The sequence below is a fragment of the Pseudarthrobacter sp. MEB009 genome, assembly GCF_030208875.1.
Taxonomy (GTDB): domain Bacteria; phylum Actinomycetota; class Actinomycetes; order Actinomycetales; family Micrococcaceae; genus Arthrobacter.
In genome coordinates this window covers 166,365-184,817 of the sequence record NZ_JARVTC010000014.1, presented here as the reverse complement: position 1 = coordinate 184,817, position 18,453 = coordinate 166,365, and the positions used below count along the sequence as shown (strand labels likewise).

Here is an 18,453-nt window from a genome sequence, read left to right as displayed (position 1 = left end):
TCAGCGCTTTTCGGCCGTCCGGAGCACGTAGCCCACGCCGCGTTTGGTCTGGATCAGTGCCGGCGCCTCCGGGTCGAGGTCCACCTTGCGGCGCAGGTAGGAGATGTAGGACTCAACAATCGAGGCGTCGCCGTTGAAGTTGTACTCCCAGACGTGGTCCAGGATCTGGGACTTCGACAGCACCCGGTTGGGGTTCAGCATGAGGTAGCGCAGGAGCTTGAATTCGGTGGGGGACAGTTCGATCACGGTGCCGCCGCGCCGCACCTCGTGGGCGTCGTCGTCGAGCTCCAGGTCGTCCACGCGGATGACGGCGTCGTCGTCATCGAGGGTGGGCTGAGTCCGGCGCAGGACAGCGCGGATCCGCGCCACCACTTCATCCAGGCTGAAAGGCTTGGTGACGTAGTCGTCCCCGCCCACCGTAAGGCCCGTGACCTTGTCTTCCGTATCGTCCTTGGCCGTGAGGAACAGCACGGGGAAGTGCTTTCCGGAGGCCCGGAGCCGCCGGGTGACGGTGAAGCCGTCCATGTCGGGCAGCATAACGTCCAGGACGGCGAGGTCCGGCGCGTGCGCTTCGGCTGCTGCCAGGGCATCGCGGCCGTTGGCAGCCGAGACCACCTCGAACCCGGCGAACCGCAGGGACGTGGACAGCAGTTCACGGATGTTGGGTTCGTCATCCACAACGAGGAGCTTAGCCTCCGGGCCGGTCTTGTTCATGTTCCCATCATGCTCCCAGACACTGGGAGTTGTCTGGATGCACGGTGGAAGGCAGGTGGGAGCCGGACCCGTTGGTCTTCCACTCTTCCACCAAGGAGCCGGCGGCGATACACTGGCGCCCCACTATGCAAGGGGACGTCGATGGATGGCATAAAGCCGGCCGGCCCGGACCACCGGATACCCGCATTGCTGGAAGCCGACCTTCCCGCCGTCGCCGCAACGTCCCTCCGGCGCAGCGTCACGGACCTGGCGGAAGTGCAGGCGGAAAGCATCACCCCGCCCGGCGCCAACATGACCACGGGCGGGCTGTGGCGGATCACCGGCACGGCACGGGCACACGCGGGCGACGGTCGTCCCGGCGACCAGCCCTTCAGCGTCGTCGTCAAGCTCACGCAGTCGCCGCTGCTGTGGTCAGGCATCGACGTGGTGCCCCCGGACCTCCGCGAACAGCTCGGCCTGCGCTACCCGTGGCGCACGGAAGCGCAGGCCTACGCCTCCGGCCTGGCAGCGGCCTTGCCGGACGTCGCCTGGATGCCCGACGCGTATCTCATCACCGAAATCGACCCACAGCGGACCTTGATCTGGATGGCGGACGCCGCCGGTGCCGCTGCCAACTGGTCCGATGCGGCGTACGCTGACGCAGCGTACGCCCTCGGCAGGATCTCCGGCAGCCCGGAAGTAGCCGCGTGCGTGGCGCAGGTGGCGGACGCCACCACGATCCTCCGCCTCCGGTTCTACCTGGAAGGCGTGGGGTCCCAACTGCTGATCCCGATGATCCAGGGCAATGACATCTGGCAGCATCCGGCGGTTACCGGGGCCGCTGACGAAGCGGTCATCACCGGCCTGCGCCGGCTCGCGGACGACTGCTGGGACCTGATGGACGGGCTGGTGGCACTGCCGCAGCTCCCCGTCCACGGTGATGCGAGCCCGCAGAACCTGATGCTGCGCCGTCCCGCAGCGAACGGCAGCCGGACCGGGTTCGCCGTGGTGGACTGGGGAAACTTCGGCCGCGGCCCCGCAGGCTTCGACCTCGCCCAGCTGCTGGCCGGCCGTGTGAACTCCGGGGACCTGTCCGGCGACCAGCTGCACCGCCTCGCCCCGCTGTGCGGGGAGGCCTACTGCGAAGGAATGTCCGACGCCGGTGCGGAGCCGGTACCGTCGGAGGTCCGGCACGGGATGGTGGCGGCGCTGGCCCTGTTCAGCGGGTTGGGGGTGCTGCCGTTTGACCGCCTGGGCGGGCCGCCCACGCCCGGGCTGGATGACCTCGTGGCAGGCCGGTTGGAGATGGCCCGCTTTATCCTGGGCGCACTGGACGCCGGCTGGTAGCCGGCCTTGCGGCGCCGCGGGCCGGCGTATTTACCAGCCCATGGTCCCCGGCTCACCTTTGAACGGGCCCACCACCCGGTCCGTGATCCAGCCGCCGTAGAAGCCGCCGGCCTGCGGCCTGACGCGCTCGCCGTCGACTTCGCAGCTGTCCATCCGGCCAGGGTAGAGCGCCACATGGCCGGCCAGCGCCGCGTAGCCGGCCACGGGCTCCGGATAAAACCAGGCGGCGCCCTCCGCGGCGGCATCCCCGCCGCGGACGGTCAGGTACCGGGCAGCGCCCTTGAATTCGCAGAAGCTGCTGCCTGGGGCCGGTTCCAGCGCACCCGGCACAAACGCCGACGCCGGGAAGTAGTAGACGGGCGGGTGGCTTGTCTCCAGGACCCGGAGGGAGTCCGACGTGTCCAGGATCAGGGCCCCGCCCAGGAAGATGCGGATCCTTTCGCTGCTGGGTTCCACCCGTGGCGGCCGGGGGTAGTCCCAGACGGACTCCTGCCCGGGCAGGGGGACCAGTGGGGTCTTTGCAGTCGTCATGCCTCCAGTGTGCACGATCCATCCCGTGGGTGCGCCGGCGGGGCGGACCCACGCCGGGCCTGCGCGGCAGGGCGGACAGGCGGCCTGCGGCACCCGGGCGGGTTCCGCCGTCGGGAACCCCGGAAAGAGGCGGGCTGAAGCGCCGGCCGGGAACGCAAATCCGCCCCGGAACGTTCACCGCCGGACGTATTCCCCCTGCCCCGGGTCAGGAATACAGTGAGGGGTGTTGGGCCCGTCCGGTCAGGGGCCGGTGAATCCGGCTGCCGGCACGTCCCAGCATTCTTTGAGGCAACATCAGATAGATTTCCTGCCCAACCGAAGGGGACGAAACACCATGACCGATGGAAGTGCCACCGAAAGCAACGGCGCCACTGACCGCAGCATCCGCGACTGGGCTGACCTGGCCGAGGAAATGTGGTCCTACCTGACCGGCAAGGGCGCCGCGATCAACTACCAGTTTGTGGACATGACCGTGGAGGTACCCCGCGACATCGGACCGGACGCGCCCCGGGCAACGTGGAAACTCAACGGCAGCCTCAGAGTCACCACCAGCGACAAGGACGCCGCCGGGTCCGATCTGAACCGCAGCTGACGGTTATGGCCGAGTACCGCCTGGATATCGACGTGGACTTTTCCTACACGGACGGGGCAGGCACCGTCACCAACGGGACTGCCCGTGCGGCCGGCACGGAAGTGACGGTATCCCTGGACAGCCTGGCGCCGGTGGGCGGCGGCGGGCTGCCGTCCTTGGATGACGTCCGGCCGTTCGCCGACATGCTGGCCGGCAAAGGCGTGAGTGTGACGCTGGCCGGTCCGGACGGGACCATCCTGAGCCTGGGGGCGGTGAACAGCCCCGCGACACAGCGGCTCGTCACCCGCAGCGCCAACATCAAGCTGGGAAAGCTGGGCGCGTTGATGCCGCTGGCCCGGCAGGGCCGGCGCAAGGCCGCGGGTGTGCCCCTGCTGCCACCTGCCACCCCGCTGCCGTTGCTCCCCACGGTCCGGCGGAACATCACCCGCCGGATCACCACCACCCACTACACCCGGGGCAGTGGCCGGCCCCGGCTGATCTTTGTCCAGGACGCGGCCAGCTGGACCGGCCAGGTCCCCCGCGAGGTGACCCTGGACCAGGAATCGCTGAGCATCGGCAGCGACCCCGGTTCCGGGCTCCTGCTCGAAGGGCTCGACGGGCTGCACGCCGAGGTGGTCCATGACGGCCGGGACGAGTACATCCTGGTGCCGCACGGCAGCGTCAGCGGCAGCGTGTCCGGAACCGGCCCGTCAGTGCTCCGCACCGGCGCGCGGATCCAGATGGGGCAATGGTGCCTGGCGTTTTTCCGGGAGGAATTCGCGGACCATGGGCGCCCGCACGGCGGCCGGAGCGGCGGCGAACTGGCCTACGAACGTCCGCAGTTCGATCCGCGGACCGGCACCATGGAGCGGGACAGCAACGAAAGTGTCACCTAGGGATCAGCCCGGCCGGTCCGCATCCTTGGCATCGAGGATGCGGTAGGCGTACCCCTGCTCGGCCAGGAACCGCTGCCGTTTGGCGGCGAACTCCTGGTCCAGGGTGTCCCTGGCCACCAGGGAGTAGAAGCGGGCGGCCCGGCCATCCTTCTTGGGCCGCAGCAACCGGCCCAGCCGCTGCGCTTCCTCCTGGCGCGAGCCGAAGGAGCCGGACACCTGGATGGCCACGGAGGCCTCCGGAAGGTCGATGGAGAAGTTGGCCACCTTGGACACCACCAGGGTCCTGACCTCCCCGGCCCGGAACGCGTCGAACAGCTTCTGGCGTTCCTTCACGGTCGTGTCGCCCTTGATCACCGGGGCGGCCAGGCGCTCGCCGATCTCGTCCAGCTGGTCGATGTACTGTCCGATTACCAGGAGCTGTTCGTCGCGGTGCTTTTCCACCAGGCGCTCCACCACCAGGGTCTTGGACTCTGACGTGGAGCACAGCCGGTACTTGTCCGCGTCCTCGGCCATGGCGTAGGCCACCCGTTCGTCGTGGGGCAGGTCCACGCGGACCTCCACGCAGTCCGCCGGCGCGATGTAGCCCTGCGACTCGATGTCCTTCCACGGCGCGTCGTAGCGTTTGGGGCCAATCAGGCTGAAAACCTCACCCTCGCGGCCGTCCTCACGGACCAGCGTGGCGGTCAGGCCCAGCCGGCGCCTGGCCTGCAGGTCCGCCGTCATCCGGAAGATCGGGGCGGGCAGCAGGTGGACCTCGTCGTAGATGATCAGGCCCCAGTCGTGGCCGTCCACCAGCTCAAGGTGCGGGTACAGGCCGCCGCGCTTGAGCGTGAGGACCTGGTAGGTGGCGATGGTGACCGGCCGGACCTCCTTGACGGCACCGGAATATTCGCCGATCTCATCCTCAGTCAGGGTGGTGCGTTTGAGCAGTTCGTCCTTCCACTGCCGGGCAGCCACCGTGTTGGTCACGAGGATCAAGGTGGTGGTGCAGCCGGTGGCCATCGCCGCTGCGCCCACAATGGTTTTCCCGGCGCCGCAAGGCAGCACCACCACTCCACTGCCGCCGGACCAGAAGTTTTCGCTGGCCTGCTGCTGGTAGGGCCGCAGCTGCCAACCCTCTTCCTTGAGCGCAATCAGGTGCGGGGTGCCGTCCACGTAGCCGGCCAGGTCTTCCGCAGGCCAGCCGATCTTCAGCAGCAGCTGCTTCAGCTGGCCCCGCTGGGAGGCGTGCACCACAACGGTTTCGCCGTCGATCCGGGGGCCCAGCAGGGGCTGGATCTTTTTGGCCCTGATCACTTCCTCCAGGACCGGATAGTCGTCGGTGCGCATCACCAGGCCGTGCTGGGGGTCCTTTTCCAGCCGCAACCGGCCGTACCGGGACATGGTTTCGGCCACATCCACCAGCAACGAATGCGGTACCGGGAACCGGGAGTACTTCAGCAGCGTATCCAGGACCCGTTCGGCGTCCAGGCCCGCGGCCCGCGCATTCCACAGGCCCAGCGGGGTGAGCCGGTAGCTGTGGACGTGTTCCGGGGCGCGTTCCAGTTCCGCGAAGGGCGCGATCGCGTGCCGGGCTTCGGTGGCGAGCTCGTGGTCCACCTCCAGGAGGATGGTTTTATCACTCTGGACGATCAGGGGTCCGTCGTTCACGGGGGTCCTTTACTGGCGCAGTTCCCCTGCGGCCTCGATATCGATGATGCGGTGGACGGACAGGACCCGTTCTGTTTCCCTGGCAGGGTCAAACACCCGGACCCGGCCGCCGCTTACGGATAGCGGAACAACAATTTCCAGGTTGGCATTCCCCAGGCTGTCCACCACGTTCATGCTGATTTTCTGCTTGAGCCGGATGGCCCGCTGCAGCGCCTCAAGCCCCAGCTGGGTGGCCACCTCGCCGGAGTGCCCGTTGCCGGATGCGCCGGCACCGGATGTTCCGTTGCCGACGGCGGCCCCCACCTGCCGCAGCACGGCCAGTTGCGCCTCCACGTCCTCAGCCGGGGGCGCGGTCCGCGGCGGGGAATAGACCGGGCGGCCGTTCTCCTGCGGCGCGGTGGTCCGCCGGAGCCGCAACGCTGGCCCGTCCCCGTTATCCACCGCGGGGGAGAGGCCCAGGCTGCGGAGGGCCTGCGCGGCTTCCCGGGGAGCCACGGAGGCCACCAGCACCGTGGGGGCGATCCGGACCAGGCCCAGGGCGACCGCGCGGGGGCCGGAGAGGAGCTCCTGCAGGGCGGCCTCGTCGTCGCTTTGGATGAAGCTGGCGGCAGGCCCCACTTGGAGCCTGCCATGCCGGGATGCCGTGTCCGCCACGAGGTACTCCAACGGCTGGGGCACGGCAGTGGCCGAGTGCTCGCGGAGGAAGGCGAGCAGCCCGGCGGCATCAAAACCGTTGTCCAGGGCCCGGCGGATGGACCCGGCCGAAAAGCGGTAGATCCCTGCAGGTCCTTGGCCCTCGGCGTCGGCCATCAGCAGGAGCTGCTCCGTCAGGGCCGGTGCCAGGTAGCCGGGGGCAACGGCGGTCAGGTCGGCCTGGAGCAGCACGTGGTTCAGTGCCGCGGGCAGGTGCTCGCCCAGGATGTCCAGCGCATCGTCCTGCTGGTCCGCCGCCACGGCACTGCCCAGCTGGGTCAACGCGCCGGATCCCACCAGGCCCAGGAGCTCGGCTTCGGCGAGGACGCCGCGGATCAGGGAGCTGAAGCGCCGGGCCATCCTGGGCTGCGACCATTCGGCGCGCTGGAGGACCGCGACTGCGTCCAGCACGGGCGCCGTTCCGTCCGGCGCCCCTGCCTCGTCGGTGAGCTCCTTCAGGATTTCCAGGATCCGTTTGCGCACCACCGGGGCGTCGGGGCGCTGCGCCTCGGCGGAGAGCGCCACGATGGCACCGCCGCCCGGGGCGCGGTGGCCCGTTGCGGGCCCGGCGCCGGGCTGGCCCACCAGGGAGGGCACCCGCTCGCTGGCCAGCCAGGCGTTGACCAGCCACAACCATTGCTCCTGCCGGGGCACAAGGAGCCATTCGAGGTCCGCCGGGCGCACCCAGGAACTGGTGTCCACGTCCAACCGGATCAGGCCCGCCAGGGCGCACAGTTCCAGCAGCACCCCCGCCCGGGTCTGGTCCAGGCGCAGCACCTCGCTCAGCCTGCGGGTTTCGCGGACGCCCACGCCGCCGCTGCGCAGGGTTGCCAACGGCTGTTCGCCAACGGCGTGCAGCAGCTCGCCCACCAGGCGCAGGGTCTCCGAGATGGCGCTGAGGGCAGCGTTCCGGCGCAACGCGGCGGTGGTCCGGCCAAGCTCGGGGCGGGGCGGGGTAAGGCTGAAGTCGTCGATAACCACACCGCCGCGCAGCGACGTGCCCACGCTGTGCGGCAGTTCCACATGCGCCGCGTCCAGGGGCACCAGCAGGCCGCGGGCCAGCAGCCAGTCCACGGGCCCGACGTCGGCACCCTCGGTGGTGATCGACGCCTTGCGTTGCGCCTGGGGGACGGCGCCCATGGCCCAGTTCCGGAACCTGGCGAGCAACGCCGTGGTCCTTGCCGGTGCCCCTGCGAGGATATGGTGCAGTCCCTCCGGCGATGACGTCCAATGCTGCAGGGCCAGAGCTGCTTCCATGGGGGTGGTGGCATCGTGGATGTCCGCACCGCTGCGGTGCAGTTCGGAAACCAGCTGAACGGCGCGCTGCGCGAACGCGGGCTGGAGCCGGACCAGTTCCGTGTAGCTGCGGCCGAGCCCGGCCGGGTAAATCCCCACCACGTCCTTCAAGGAGCCCACAGGCAGGTAAAACCGGTGTTTCGCCGCCCCGGCGGCGGTTCCGGACGGTGGGGCTGCCCGGTGGACCAGCGCCATTTCCTGCAGGGTGGCCAGGATGGCGTCGACGGTGGCGGCGGTGGACCCGGTGATGAGTTTGCGGAGCCCCGCGGCGGACGCGCTGTGGCCGGTGTCCGTGTTGGTGCACAGGTGGAGGGTTTCCAGGACCTGCATCTGCGGCCGGTTAAGCCGTTCCAGCGCCCGCTGGACGCTGACCCGCGCACTGGCCCGGGCCGCCAGCGCGGCGAAATCCGGGACGCCCGGGGAGATAAGGTCCGGCCGCGCCGCAAACAGCGCCCGCAGCGAGTCATCGGTGCGGGCGGCCAAGTCCTTGCTGAGCGCGCGAATGAGGGACATCAGTCCAACGTTACCGCCGGTCAGGCTTTGTTGCCCGGCGACGCCCGGCAACACTGTCCAGAACCAGGAAGAGCATCAGGATGAATGCCAGCGGCAGCCCGTAAAGGGCGGAGTAGGTCACCCAGGGCGGAGCCACGGCGCCGGCGAAGGCCAGCGCCATAACGGCTGCAACGGCGGCCAGGGACAGCAGGGCAATGGCTGCGGCCGCAATCATCAGGGGCCTGCGGTAGCGCGGGGGTGTCATGGAAGTAACGCTACAGGCCCGCGGCGGCGGGGGTGAACGGCTCCCGTGGGGCCCGGTAAAGCGGGAATGTGGCACCGGGCAGGATAACCTTGAAGGATACAGACCAAGACGGTCCGCAGCTGCCATACCCTGAACCCGCACCACAGTGCGGACGCGGTGGTGGCCGGCCGGGTCCCCAGACATTAAGACGAAGAAGGTTGATTACGTGCCTACCGGCAAGGTCAAGTGGTATGACAAGGACAAAGGGTTCGGCTTCCTCGCCGGCGAGGACGGCCAGGAAGTATTCCTGCCCAAATCGTCGCTGCCCGAGGGTGTGACGGAACTCAAGGCCGGCACCCGTGTGGAGTTCGGCGTCGCTGACGGCCGGAAGGGTGCCCAGGCGCTGGGCCTGCGGGTACTGGACAAAACGCCGTCCCTGGCCAAGGCCAAGCGGCCCAGCGCCAAGGACCTGGCGCCCCTGGTCCAGGACCTCGTGAGTGTGCTGGATAACCTGTCCGGCACCCTGTCGGCCGGAAAGTACCCGGAAGGCAACAAGGGCAAGGCCATCGCCGCTGCCCTCCGCAAGGTCGCCGACGAGCTGGACGTTTAGGCAACCATGAACCCCCAAGCTGAACAGCCGGAAGCGGTGCTGCAGGACCAGGCCGCTGACGCCCCGGCCGCTGACCAGGCCACCCCTGCTGCGGCAGCCCCCGCACCGGCCGCGCCCAAGCGGGGCGCCGGTGTGCCCGTGTGGCGGGTTGGAAAGCCGGACGCATTCCTGGCCGCAGCCGTGGATTCGGCCCGCGCCGCCGTCGAGGGCATCACCGAACCGGGCGCCGTTGGCCGGCACCTGGCCGCCAAGAGCGAAGGCGACCGCCTGGTGACGCACCTGTTCGAGTCCAGGCTCGCCGGGTACCAGGGCTGGCAGTGGTACGCCGTGCTGACCCGCAACTCCCGCTCCAAGACGGTCACCGTCAACGAGCTCGGCATGCTGCCGTCCGGGGAATCCATCCTCGCCCCTGAATGGGTGCCGTGGGCCGAACGCGTCCGGCCTGAGGATGAGCAGGAACAGGCTGCCCAGGAGCAGGAACGCCGGCACCGGGACGCGCCGGCCCACAGCTCTGCTGATGCGGATGCCGCAGAAACGGACGACGACGTTGCGGACCAGGTGCCGGAAGGCCAGGAACACGACGCAGTTGTGTCAGCTGATGCAGCTAACGACAATGACGACGATGACGCGGACGACGCCGAAACGGACGAGGATGAAGACTCGCCGGACAGTGCCGGTTTCGGCGGCCGGGGAGACTAAGGCCCCGCGGGCCCGGTTTTTCCCGCCGAAGCCCCAGCACTCCGCACGGCATTTTCTGACCAAAGTACTCCGCACCAAGCACTCCGCACCACGGCACTCCGCACCACAACAAAAAGGCGCCGCCCGGCTGTTTAGCCGGGCGGCGCCGTCGTGCGTTCAGGACATGTCGCTGCGCGCTATTTGCGCAGTTCGCCCACCACGTAGTCGATGCTGGCCAGCAGGGCGGTCACGTCGTCCGGATCGATGGCAACAAACGTGGCAATGCGCAACTGGTTGCGGCCCAGCTTGCGGTAGGGTTCGGTGTCCACCACGCCGTTGGCTCGCAGGACCTTTGCCACCTGGGCGGCGTCCACGGAATCATCGAAATCAATGGTGGCGATGACGTTGGACCGTTCGTCCGGGTTGGCTACGAACGGTGTTGCGTACTCCGAAGCCTCGGCCCAGCTGTAGATCCGGCCTGCCGAATCGGCGGTGCGCCCGGCGGCAAAGTCCAGGCCGCCGTTGCTGTTCAGCCACTGCACCTGGGCGTCCAGGGTCACCAGGGTGGAGAGCGCCGGGGTGTTGTAGGTCTGGTTCAGCCGGGAGTTGTCGATGGCCGTCTGCAGGTCCAGGAAATCCGGGATCCAGCGGTTGCCGGCCTTGATCCGCGCGGCACGCTCCAGTGCGGCCGGCGAGAACAGGCCCAGCCACAGCCCGCCGTCCGAGGCAAAGTTCTTCTGCGGGGCGAAGTAGTAGACATCGCTTTCGGCAACGTCCACGTCCAGCCCGCCGGCAGCCGAGGTGGCATCCACCAGGACCAGCGAGCCTTCATCGGCCCCCGCGACGCGGCGCACCGGGGCGGAGACGCCAGTGGAGGTTTCGTTCTGGGGCCAGGCGTAGACGTCCACACCGGCCTCTGCCTGTGCCGTGGGACGGGTGCCCGGCTCGGCCTTGATGATGGAGGAAGCCGCCAGGAACGGGGCCTTGTTGGTGGCGGCTGCGAACTTGGAACCGAACTCACCGAAGGACAGGTGCTGCGCCTTCTCCTCAACCAGGCCAAAGCTGGCAACATCCCAGAACGCGGTGGAGCCACCGACGCCGAGGACTACTTCGTAGCCTTCGGGGGCGCGGAAGAACTGGCTCAGGCCGGAGCGGACGGAGCCCACCAGGTTTTTGACCGGAGCCTGGCGGTGGGAGGTCCCCAGGATGGCCTTGGACGCGGCGGAAAGAGCATCGATCTGCTCCTGCCGGACCTTGGAGGGTCCGGCGCCGAACCGTCCGTCCCGGGGCAGCAGGTTGGCGGGGATCGTGATGCTGGCTTCGCTCACAGGTGCTCCAATTTCGGCGTGGAAGTTGTTGCGCCGGGACGGCTGGGTGCCGGCCGCCAGTGGTCAGCGGCCCTCGGCCCGGACCCTCCAATTGTGCCTGAAGTGGTGTTTCGGCGGGAACCGCACCCGTCATAGTCCAGTCATTGAGACAGTCCGGCGGAAGAGCCGAATCTATTCGGACAAACTCAAAATAGGCTAAGCTTTTCCACGGACTACGCCGCCGTCTGGGCGGTACGGTGGGACAACGCAAGGTACTGCGCTCGAGGAGCTGAGCTGGATGACGGATCTTATCGACACTACGGAGATGTACCTTCGCACCATTTTGGAGCTTGAGGAAGAAAACATCGTTGCCCTCCGGGCCCGCATCGCGGAACGGCTGAGGCACTCGGGGCCCACGGTTTCGCAGACCATCGGCCGGATGGAGCGTGACGGCCTGGTGGTGGTGTCCGGGGACCGGCACCTGGAACTGACCGAGACCGGCCGTAAGCGCGCCACCGAAGTCATGCGCAAACACCGGCTCGCCGAGCGCCTCCTGGCGGACGTTATCGGCCTGGACTGGGCGTACGTCCACGACGAGGCCTGCCGCTGGGAACACGTGATGAGCGAACGCGTGGAGAAGCGCATCTACGAGATGCTGAACCACCCCACGGAGTCGCCCTACGGCAACCCCATCCCGGGCCTCGCGGCGTTGGGTGGCCAGCCCGGCAACGGCTTCCGGGACGGAGCCGTCAGCCTGCTGGAAGCCATGAAGTCCTACGGCCCCGCCTCCTCGGTGACGGTGAGCCGGCTGGCGGAGCCCATCCAGGTTGAACCGGAGCTTCTGGTCCAGCTCGACGAAGGCGGCATCCGGCCCGGCGCAGCCGTTTCGCTGGAGCGCGTTGGCGACTACATCTCCGTCCGCGTGGCCGGCATCGAAGGTGCCCTGGAACTGCCCCCTGAAGTGGCAGCGCACGTCTTCGTCGCGGTCAACTGACGCTGCCCGACGCCGCACTTACCCAATCCCGAGCGGGTTACGCAAAGATAACGGAATTGTTACTTTGCGGGGGTAACGGATATAGTTGAACCTAAGCGTTGATACATAAGCGTTACTTGATCCGGAGCCGAGCTCTGCCAGCGGATCAGGCGCACAAGTCATTTCTGGCAGAGGCGGGGGAACCACAACCGGCAGCGGGGGCTGCCTTGGGGTGAAGTCCGTCAGCAGCAAGCCTCTCCAGTGAAGGATCCTACGGGATACCCCTGTGCCAAAGCTTGCCCGCGCGGACCGGGTCGAACGAACTCTCTGACCCGAATCCGACAGCTAACTCCGCAGGCTTTTCCAGAGAGGAACCGTTCTTGACCATGCAGACCTCCAGGGGACGCCGCCGTGCGGCCGTCCCCGCTTCGGCGCCACGGGCAGCTGAAGCCACCAGCACGGAGCGCCCGCGCGATTTCCACCGCGACGCGCGCCGCCGCAGGGGTCCCTTCCGGCAGATCACCGACTTCGCGTCGGCCAGCGGCATGGGCCAGAAAGCCGGCATCGCCCTGGCTGCCACGGGCCTGGTCCTTACCGTGACCGTCCCGGCCACCAGCCCCGTGCTTGCAACCGACGCACCCGGAGCCACCCCCGTGGCTGCCGCCGCAGTAACCCCGCAGCCCCGGATCTCCGCAGAAGCCGGCGCCCAGCTGGACTTCAGCCGTTCCGCTGTGGTGACCCAGGCCGATCCGGACGGCAAGCTCAAGCAGCTGCTCAGCGCCCAGTCCGCCAGCGCCGTCTCCCGGGCGGCCTCGGCAGGCAGCCTTGCTGCGCCGCTGGCCACGCTCACCACTGCCTCTCCCTTCGGCTACCGCGTCAGCCCCATCACCGGCGGCAACGGCGACTTCCACCGTGGCCAGGACTACGTGGCCCAGTGCGGCACATCCGTGCTTGCTGCTGCAACCGGAACCGTGACATTCGTCGGCTGGCACCAGTACGGCGGTGGAAACCGCGTGGTGATCGACCACGGCAATGGCCTGGAGACCACCTATAACCACCTCTCCTCCTTCACTGTGAAGGAAGGCCAGACGGTGTCCCGCGGCGATGTGGTGGCCCTGAGCGGCACCACGGGCGCTTCCACCGGCTGCCACCTCCACTTCGAGGTCCAGGTCAACGGCGAAGTCGTCGATCCTACCGGCTGGCTCTAGTCAAATGATGGTTCACTACCGGATCGCCGAGATCCGCCGTGACCTGAATGTGACATTGAAACGAAACTGCTGTACCGTCTAACTTGCGTCAAGTTTTCCGAACTTGACGCTCTTGAGTGGATTGCCTAGCTCTGCCACCGCTCAAGGTCCGTTCGCATTTCATCGTCTGGCAGGGGCGGGGGAACCAATTTTGGCCTTCAGCTGTATCGAAGGCCTTGGGGTTAAGTCGCAAAGCTTCCCAGGAAGCAGCGCGGCCGGGTGACTCCCATCCGAATCCGACAGCTCACCTCGCAGGCATTGGGAGAGGCCACCTTCTTGTCTTCACGCCACAATTCTGCGCGCCACCGTGCGCTCACGGTTCGCACCAGCCCTTTGGACAGTGTTTCCAAAGCCGTCAGTGCCAATGCCGGGACAGTAGGTCGCCAGGCGGCAGTATTCGCCGCCGCGTCGGGCCTGATCCTGACCATGGGACTGCCTGCCACAGCTGCTGACACCACTGCCGGAGTGTCCGCTTCCACCGAGTCCGGCACCGCCCAGACCGCGCTGGCAGTCACCGCCGCTCCCACCGCCACCGTTTCCTTCGAACGCACAGTGGTCACAACCATTGCTGCGCCGAAGCCGGAGCCGGTCCGAGTGCAGGCCACCCCCGCAGCCACCGCAACGGCAGCAGCCCCGGCCGCAGCCGGAGCTACGGCCGCGGCAGCAGCGCCGGCAGAGAAGGCCGCGCCTGTTGCGGCTTCGACGTCCGGCATCGCAGCCATCGCCTACACGGGCATCGGCCGTCCCTACGTCTGGGGCGGCACCAGCCCCAATGGCTGGGACTGCTCCGGATTCACCCAGTGGGTCTACGCCCAGGCCGGCATCAGCATTCCCCGCACGAATGCCTGGAACGCCATGACGCCCACGTCCAACCCGCAGCCGGGTGACCTGGTCATGCAGAATGGCGGCGCGCACGTTGGTATCTACGTCGGCAACGGCATGATGATCAGCGCGCTCAACCCCTCCCAGGGCACCCTGCTCCACGCAGTGGCAGCCACGGGCTCCTCCTCGTTCTACACGCTCGGCAAGTAGTTCCTGGGGCTTCGGCCCCGGGAACTTTTTCTTTGCTCGAAACCGCTTCACGCCAATCACCAAATCCCCGTTCTGGACGCGCCGGAATACCCCCAAGATGCCGGCGCGGCCAACGCCCCGGGCCTGCCCACCAGCAGGGCCCGGGACAACGAAAGAGAGAACTGATGACTACTCGTGCAATCGCACGGCATCGCGCCGAGGTCACCAAAACCAACTCGATCACCGTCATTGCCAAGGCTGTCGGCAGCAACGCCGGAGTCTTCGGACGCCAGGCTGCCGTCATCGCCGCAGCTTCCGGCCTGGTCCTCACCAGCGGAATCGCAGCCAACGCTGCAGACGCCAGCACCCAGCGTGAATCAGCGCCGCTGTCCGGCCTGGAAGTTGAATCGACGGTTGACGCCCCCATCTCCGCCGCTTCGACCATCGCCATCACCTTCGAGAAACCGGCCGTGACCACCACGCCGGCTCCCGTTGTTGAGCCCGAGCCCGAAGTTACCGTCCAGGAAGCCGAGCCCGCAGCGCCCGCCGCCGCAGCCCCTGCTGCGCAGCCTGCTGCGGCACCGAAGGTCACGGCCACCGTTGCCTCGGCTCCCGCTCCGGCGGCTGCACCCGCAGCCCAGGCCCCCGCCAGCGGCAAGGGCGCGGCTATCCTCTCCGCCGCCTACGCCCAGCTGGGTGTGGTCCAGGACTGCACCATGCTGGTCACCAACTCCCTCGCAGCAGTGGGCATCAACTTCCACGACTGGCCTGCAGGCTACCTCTCCCTGGGCCGCACCGTGAGTGCCGCCGAGGCTCAGCCCGGTGACCTGATCTACTACGCCAACGGCGGCTCGGGCATGGCCCACATCGCTGTCTACGCAGGCAACGGCCAGGCAGTTCACGGCGGCTTCAACGGCAACCAGACCATCGTGTTCAGTGCCAACGTGGGCTCCGGCCCCGTGTTTATCCGCGTCAGCTGATTCCAGCGGGTTCCCGGGAACCCCAGGCCCGGCCGGGGTCAACCGCCCAAAGGCCACACTCCGAAGGACCTCCGCACCACGGTGCGGGGGTCCTTCGTGCATCCGCCGCCAGGCCCTGCCATGTGATGCCGCCCCGCAGGGAGCTGCCGCAACGACACGGAACCGGTGAACTCCGGAATTAGTTGATAGCGCGTTTCGTTGTTTACTCTTGTCATGTCGATCCATAGCCCGGACACGCCGGGGGCAGCCGGCCCTCGTGCCCCTGACGGGTGCGGCCGGAGGTACGTGCATGCGCACTCTCGTTCTGAATGCTGGATATGAACCGCTGGCGGTTATCACCTTCCGCCGGGCGCTGGTGCTTGTGCTCACGGGCAAGGCAAGCGTTGTGGCCGAAGGCGACGATCCCGTCGTGGGTCCGCAGGAGATCCTGGGCAGGCCTTCCGTTATCCTGCTGAACCGCTACATCCGTCCCCGGTATAACCAGTCAACAGCGGTAAGCCGCCGGGGGGTGCTGCGCCGGGATGGACATGCCTGCGGTTACTGCGGCAAGGCAGCGCACACCATAGACCACATCCAGCCCAAATCACGCGGCGGAGCCGACTCGTGGGAGAACCTGGTGGCGGCCTGCCTGCGCTGCAACAACGTCAAGGGTGACCACACGCCCGGCGAAATGGGTTGGAAACTGCGGTTTGTGCCTGCCCCGCCCCGCGGCGCCATCTGGCAGATCAAGGAACTCGAAAAGCCGACCCCCGCCTGGGACCCCTTCCTGTTGCCGGAGCGCGCTGCCTGACCGCTGCCACGGCAGCACATACCGGCTGTGCGGGCGGAGCCGTCCGTGGCTAGGCTGGGGGAGTGGACGGTACCCCGGTTGAATTTGATGCTGTAATCCTTGCCGGCGGCAGGTCATCCCGGCTGGGCGGAACCCCCAAACAGGACCTGGTTCTTGGCGCTGCCAGCCTCCTGGACCGTGCCCTCGAAGCAGCCTCCGGCGCGGCCCGCAGGGTGGTGGTGGGGCCGGACCCCGGAACCCTGCCGGACGGTGTGCAGTCCTGCCGGGAGGAGCCGGCCTTTGCCGGGCCGGCAGCTGCCATCGCGGCCGGACTGGACGCCCTGGCCGGGTTGGAAGCCTTGGCCGGACCGCACGCACACGCCCCGGCCGCTTTTGTCCTGGTGCTTGCCTGCGATATGCCGCACGCCGCGGAAGCCGTTCGGGTGCTGTGCGCGGCGCTCCCCGATGCGGCGGACGCGGGAAAGCAGGGGGTGATCGCCCGGGCAGCCGACGGCACCAACCAGCCGCTGGCCGGCCTTTACAGCACAGATGGGCTAAAAAAGGCGGCCGCTGCCTTGGCCGCCGATGGCCGCCTGACGAACGGCTCGGTCCGGTCCCTCCTTGCTAGTCTTGACGTGCAGCCCGTCACCGTCCCGGCCGGCTCCACAGCAGATGTGGATACGTGGGACGACGCCGCCGCACTAGGAATTGCCGCTGAAGGTCAGGAACCACATACGGGCCCTGACGCCCGCGGCCGCAGCTACCTTGGAGGCAGCACGTGAAAAGCCAGGAAGAGACCCTCGAGGAATGGTGCCGGGCACTGTTGCAGGCTTACGAACTTGAGGGCTTCCACGTGGATGTGAACGCCGTCCTCTCGCTCGCCGGCGTAGCAGCGCACTCGGTGGTCCGCCCGGCCGCGCCCCTGACAACGTTTATTGCCGGTTACGCCGCAGGCCTGGCGTCGGCACCCGGCCAGGTCCAGGATCCGGCAGCCATGGACGCCGTCCTGGCCGTGGCCCGGGGGTTGGCCGTCGCCTATGCCGAGGACGCCGCCGGGACAGCCGGCGAATGACCGAAGCCCACCAGGAAACGCAGGAGCCCGAGCAAACGGAGCCGCCAACACGCCTTGCCCACACGTGGGAAGAGGCGCGGCAGGCCGCCTTCGACGCAGCCACACCGATTCCGGCCGGACCGGTGGCGCTGGACCTCGCCCTGGGCAGGCGCCTGGAACAGGACATTGTGGCCTTGCAGGACATGCCGCACTACGCCTCCTCGGCCATGGATGGCTGGGCGGTCAACGGCAGCGGGCCGTGGATCCTGGCGGAGCAAGGCACCCGGCTGGCGCCCCACCAGGCAAGCCCCATCGCCACGGGCGGACTCATCCCGCCCGGAGCCAAGGCAATCCTGCGCACCGAGGCCGCCGTGCTGACCAGCGACGAGGACGGCCTGCCCGTCCTCACCAGCGGCCGTGCGGCCCGGCCCGGCGAACCCCGGAACGGCCAGCACATCCGCAAGGCCGGTGAGGAAGCGCTGACCGGAGACGTCCTGGTGAAGGCCGGTGTGACACTGAACCCCGCGCACATCGCCCTGGCGGCCCTCGCCGGCCACGATACCCTGCAGGTGCAGGGCAAACCGCTGGTCAGGCTGCTCCTGACCGGGGGTGAGGTGGTCCACAACGGCGTGCCCGGACCGGGCAAGGTCCGCGACACTTTCGGCCCGCAACTGTCCGGGGCGGTGGCCATGCTCGGCGGCATGGACGGCGGCCGGCAACGGATCGGCGATGCCTACGACGACTGGCTGGGCGCCCTGGAGGACGACGTTCCGGAGGTGGCCGGTGCGGCGGACCTGCCGGCCGACGTCGTGATCACCACCGGAGGAACCGGGCTCTCCGGCACCGACCACCTCCGCAAAGCCGTTGCCGGGCTGGGCGGCCGGCTGCTGATCGACGGCATCGCGATGCGGCCCGGGCACCCGGTGGTGCTCGCCGAACTGCCCGACGGCCGCTTTATCCTGGGGCTGCCCGGCAACCCCCTGGCCGCCATGCTGGCGCTGTCCACCGTGGGCGGGCCGTTGCTGGCTGCGCTGGGGCACGCGCCGCTGCCGCCGGTGCAGGAGGTGCCGTGCGGAACCATGATCGAACCCGAGCCCGGGCGCACCCGGCTGATGCCGTTCCGGCTCGTATATGGGATGGCCTCACCCGCGCAGCACACCGGGCCCGGCATGATGCGCGGCCTCGCCGCCGCCGACGGCGTGCTGGTGGTGCCGCCGCACGGGGTCCAACTGGGCGAACCGGTCCCGGCCTTCGCCCTGCCCTGGGGTCCGGACCTGCCGGCCCCCGCCGACCCGGCCGCCAAGGCCAAAGCCAAACCCAGGACTGCCACCCGGCCAGCCAGGCCGGCGGCAAAACCAGCTGCGGCCGGCCCGGTGGACTGGAGCGCACTCCTTGGTTGAGCGCCGGCCGCCAC

19 protein-coding genes and 2 riboswitches are annotated in these 18,453 nt (G+C 68.4%); of the genes, 13 read left to right on the top strand and 6 right to left on the bottom strand.

The annotated features are described in order from the left end of the window. Window positions 1-714 (bottom strand): response regulator transcription factor, encoded by a 714-nt coding sequence (locus QRN07_RS15180; protein ID WP_050686611.1) that lies wholly within the window; start codon window positions 712-714, stop codon window positions 1-3. A 141-nt stretch (window positions 715-855) separates the two neighbouring features. On the opposite strand from QRN07_RS15180, the gene QRN07_RS15175 reads away from it, so the two are divergent. Further along, on the top strand, window positions 856-2,040 hold the full coding sequence (locus tag QRN07_RS15175; protein ID WP_162242785.1) for a phosphotransferase: 1,185 nt from the start codon (window positions 856-858) through the stop codon (window positions 2,038-2,040). A 30-nt stretch (window positions 2,041-2,070) separates the two neighbouring features. On the opposite strand, the gene QRN07_RS15170 is transcribed toward QRN07_RS15175, so the two are convergent. Further along, window positions 2,071-2,571: a DUF427 domain-containing protein gene (locus QRN07_RS15170; protein ID WP_050686615.1), complete on the bottom strand. Its 501-nt coding sequence runs from the start codon at window positions 2,569-2,571 to the stop codon at window positions 2,071-2,073. A 334-nt stretch (window positions 2,572-2,905) separates the two neighbouring features. Here QRN07_RS15170 and QRN07_RS15165 point away from each other — a divergent pair, with 334 nt between their 5' ends. Then, window positions 2,906-3,163, top strand: coding sequence for a hypothetical protein (locus QRN07_RS15165; protein ID WP_050686617.1), 258 nt, complete (start codon window positions 2,906-2,908; stop codon window positions 3,161-3,163). 5 nt (window positions 3,164-3,168) lie between these two features. Further along, the gene (locus QRN07_RS15160; protein ID WP_056596062.1) at window positions 3,169-4,038 is read left to right on the top strand and encodes a hypothetical protein; all 870 of its coding nucleotides are present in this window, start codon (window positions 3,169-3,171) and stop codon (window positions 4,036-4,038) included. Between the two features lie 3 nt (window positions 4,039-4,041). Here the strand turns inward: QRN07_RS15160 and QRN07_RS15155 are convergent, their stop codons facing one another. From QRN07_RS15155 to QRN07_RS15145, 3 genes are read right to left on the bottom strand one after another with little or no spacing between them, the layout of a single operon-like run. After that, on the bottom strand, window positions 4,042-5,688 hold the full coding sequence (locus QRN07_RS15155; protein ID WP_056596064.1) for a DNA repair helicase XPB: 1,647 nt from the start codon (window positions 5,686-5,688) through the stop codon (window positions 4,042-4,044). Window positions 5,689-5,697: 9 nt separating this feature from the next. Then, window positions 5,698-8,190, bottom strand: a complete 2,493-nt coding sequence (locus tag QRN07_RS15150; RefSeq protein ID WP_285241453.1) for a helicase-associated domain-containing protein — start codon at window positions 8,188-8,190, stop codon at window positions 5,698-5,700. A 10-nt stretch (window positions 8,191-8,200) separates the two neighbouring features. Then, the gene (locus QRN07_RS15145; protein WP_050686621.1) at window positions 8,201-8,434 is read right to left on the bottom strand and encodes a hypothetical protein; all 234 of its coding nucleotides are present in this window, start codon (window positions 8,432-8,434) and stop codon (window positions 8,201-8,203) included. Window positions 8,435-8,639: 205 nt separating this feature from the next. Between QRN07_RS15145 and QRN07_RS15140 the strand changes: the two genes are divergently transcribed. Together QRN07_RS15140 and QRN07_RS15135 are read left to right on the top strand one after the other, a co-directional pair. Further along, the gene (locus QRN07_RS15140; protein ID WP_050686622.1) at window positions 8,640-9,023 is read left to right on the top strand and encodes a cold-shock protein; all 384 of its coding nucleotides are present in this window, start codon (window positions 8,640-8,642) and stop codon (window positions 9,021-9,023) included. Window positions 9,024-9,029: 6 nt separating this feature from the next. After that, a complete protein-coding gene (locus QRN07_RS15135) occupies window positions 9,030-9,722 on the top strand; it encodes a DUF3027 domain-containing protein (protein ID WP_050686623.1) in 693 nt (230 codons plus the stop codon). A 176-nt stretch (window positions 9,723-9,898) separates the two neighbouring features. On the opposite strand, the gene serC is transcribed toward QRN07_RS15135, so the two are convergent. Next, the gene (gene serC, locus QRN07_RS15130; RefSeq protein ID WP_285241452.1) at window positions 9,899-11,029 is read right to left on the bottom strand and encodes a phosphoserine transaminase; all 1,131 of its coding nucleotides are present in this window, start codon (window positions 11,027-11,029) and stop codon (window positions 9,899-9,901) included. Window positions 11,030-11,306: 277 nt separating this feature from the next. Between serC and QRN07_RS15125 the strand changes: the two genes are divergently transcribed. The 8 genes from QRN07_RS15125 to QRN07_RS15090 all read left to right on the top strand — a co-directional run bounded on the left by QRN07_RS15125 (window position 11,307) and on the right by QRN07_RS15090 (window position 18,439). Beyond that, on the top strand, window positions 11,307-12,002 hold the full coding sequence (locus tag QRN07_RS15125) for an iron-dependent transcriptional repressor DtxR (protein ID WP_050686625.1): 696 nt from the start codon (window positions 11,307-11,309) through the stop codon (window positions 12,000-12,002). A 146-nt stretch (window positions 12,003-12,148) separates the two neighbouring features. Continuing rightward, a riboswitch (cyclic di-AMP (ydaO/yuaA leader) is annotated at window positions 12,149-12,357 on the top strand. A 10-nt stretch (window positions 12,358-12,367) separates the two neighbouring features. Further along, on the top strand, window positions 12,368-13,189 hold the full coding sequence (locus QRN07_RS15120) for a M23 family metallopeptidase (protein WP_050686650.1): 822 nt from the start codon (window positions 12,368-12,370) through the stop codon (window positions 13,187-13,189). Between the two features lie 136 nt (window positions 13,190-13,325). Next, window positions 13,326-13,500: riboswitch (cyclic di-AMP (ydaO/yuaA leader) on the top strand. Window positions 13,501-13,561: 61 nt separating this feature from the next. Continuing rightward, a complete protein-coding gene (locus QRN07_RS15115; RefSeq protein ID WP_050686626.1) occupies window positions 13,562-14,260 on the top strand; it encodes a C40 family peptidase in 699 nt (232 codons plus the stop codon). Between the two features lie 164 nt (window positions 14,261-14,424). After that, on the top strand, window positions 14,425-15,219 hold the full coding sequence (locus QRN07_RS15110) for an NlpC/P60 family protein (RefSeq protein WP_050686628.1): 795 nt from the start codon (window positions 14,425-14,427) through the stop codon (window positions 15,217-15,219). 289 nt (window positions 15,220-15,508) lie between these two features. Beyond that, window positions 15,509-16,009 (top strand): HNH endonuclease, encoded by a 501-nt coding sequence (locus QRN07_RS15105; protein ID WP_050686630.1) that lies wholly within the window; start codon window positions 15,509-15,511, stop codon window positions 16,007-16,009. A 62-nt stretch (window positions 16,010-16,071) separates the two neighbouring features. Then, entirely contained in the window at window positions 16,072-16,770 is a 699-nt protein-coding gene (gene mobA / locus QRN07_RS15100) for a molybdenum cofactor guanylyltransferase (protein ID WP_056596071.1), read from the top strand. Beyond that, a complete protein-coding gene (locus tag QRN07_RS15095) occupies window positions 16,767-17,060 on the top strand; it encodes a DUF6457 domain-containing protein (protein WP_050686634.1) in 294 nt (97 codons plus the stop codon). The genes mobA and QRN07_RS15095 overlap by 4 nt, the downstream gene beginning before the upstream one ends. Beyond that, on the top strand, window positions 17,057-18,439 hold the full coding sequence (locus QRN07_RS15090; RefSeq protein ID WP_056596074.1) for a molybdopterin molybdotransferase MoeA: 1,383 nt from the start codon (window positions 17,057-17,059) through the stop codon (window positions 18,437-18,439). Before QRN07_RS15095 ends, QRN07_RS15090 begins: the two co-directional genes overlap by 4 nt. The last annotated feature ends 14 nt before the right edge of the window (window positions 18,440-18,453 follow it).